Source organism: Actinomadura keratinilytica, from assembly GCF_039539665.1.
GTDB classification, from domain to species: Bacteria; Actinomycetota; Actinomycetes; order Streptosporangiales; family Streptosporangiaceae; genus Spirillospora; species Spirillospora keratinilytica.
The window spans coordinates 1-1,433 of record NZ_BAABDO010000261.1 but is presented as its reverse complement, the minus strand read 5'-3'; the positions used below and the strand labels follow the sequence as shown (position 1 = coordinate 1,433).

At 70.8% G+C, this 1,433-nt stretch carries 1 protein-coding gene; it reads left to right on the top strand.

Annotated elements, in window-relative coordinates; all coding sequences use genetic code 11:
- The coding region (locus tag ABD879_RS32565; RefSeq protein WP_345025640.1) for a condensation domain-containing protein at nucleotides 1-1,433 on the top strand (1,433 nt) is incomplete at both ends.

Below are 1,433 nucleotides of genomic sequence, written 5' to 3'. Positions count from 1 at the left end.
GCGCATGTGGTTCCTCAACCGCCTCGAAGGGGAGGGCGCCGGCGCCGCCTACAACGTGCCGCTGACGTTGCGGCTGTCCGGCCCCCTGGACGTGAACGTATTGAAGGCGGCGCTCGCAGATGTCGCGGAACGGCACGAGACCGTGCGCACGATCTTCCCCGAGGTCGAGGGCGCCCCCTCTCAGCGCATCCTGACCGGTGAGGCGGGACGTCCCCCGCTGACGATCAGCCAGGTGCCCGAGGCGGAACTCGCCGAGCTCGTCGAAGCCGAGGTGAGCCGGGGATTCGACGTCGGCACGGAACTCCCGTGGCGCGTCCGGCTGGTGATCCTCGACGAGGACGAATACGCCTTGGTGGTCACCGCGCACCACATCGCCGTGGACGGCTGGTCGATCGGTGTCCTGACCCGCGACCTGGGCATCGCTTACGCCGCGCGGTCGGAGGGGCGGGAGCCGGATTGGGCGCCGCTGCCGGTCCAGTACGCCGACTATGCGATCTGGCAGCGCGAGGTTCTCGGTGACCTGGACGATCCGGACAGTGTGATCAGCGGTCAGCTCGGCTACTGGCGTGAGGCGCTGCGTGATCTGCCGGAGGAGCTGGCGCTGCCCACTGACCGGCCGCGTCCCGCCGTCCCCTCGTTCAAGGGCGCGTCCGTTCCAGTCGGGATCTCCGCCGAGGCGCACAGTCGGCTGGTGGAACTCGCCCAGCACAGCGGCTCGACGGTGTTCATGGTGGTGCAGGCCGGCCTGGCGGTGCTGCTGTCCCGGCTCGGCGCCGGCACCGACATCCCGCTCGGCACTGTCACCGCGGGCCGGGGAGACGCCGACCTCGACGGCCTCGTCGGCTTCTTCGTCAACACGCTGGTGCTGCGCACCGACGTCAGCGGCAACCCCTCGTTCGCCGACCTTGTCGAACGTGTCCGCGAGACCGACCTGGCCGCCTACGCCCACCAGGACGTTCCGTTCGAGCGGCTGGTGGACGAACTGAACCCCGTCAGGTCGCTGTCGCGCCAGCCGCTGTTCCAGGTTTCGTACGCCCTGCAGAGCGTGCCCGTCGCGCAGGGCCGGTGGGACCTGCCCGGCCTGCGGGTCGAGCCGATGCCGCCGGGCGACGAGGCCGAGGCCGCCAGATTCGACCTGTCGATCAGCCTCGCCGAGCACCGCGGCCCCGAAGGGGAACCTGCGGGCATCGTCGGCGCGATCCAGTACGCCACCGACCTGTTCGACAGGCCCACCGCCGAGGCGCTGGCAGCCCGGCTGCAGCGGGTCCTCGAACAGGTAGCATTCGACCCCGACCTCAAGGTCGGCGAGATCCAGGTTCTGGACGACGCGGAGCGGCAGACGGCGCTGGTGGAATGGAACACCACCGCACGTCCTGTCCCGGCGGTGACGGTGCCGGGCCGGGTCCAGGAGTGGGCGCAGCGCACGCCGGACG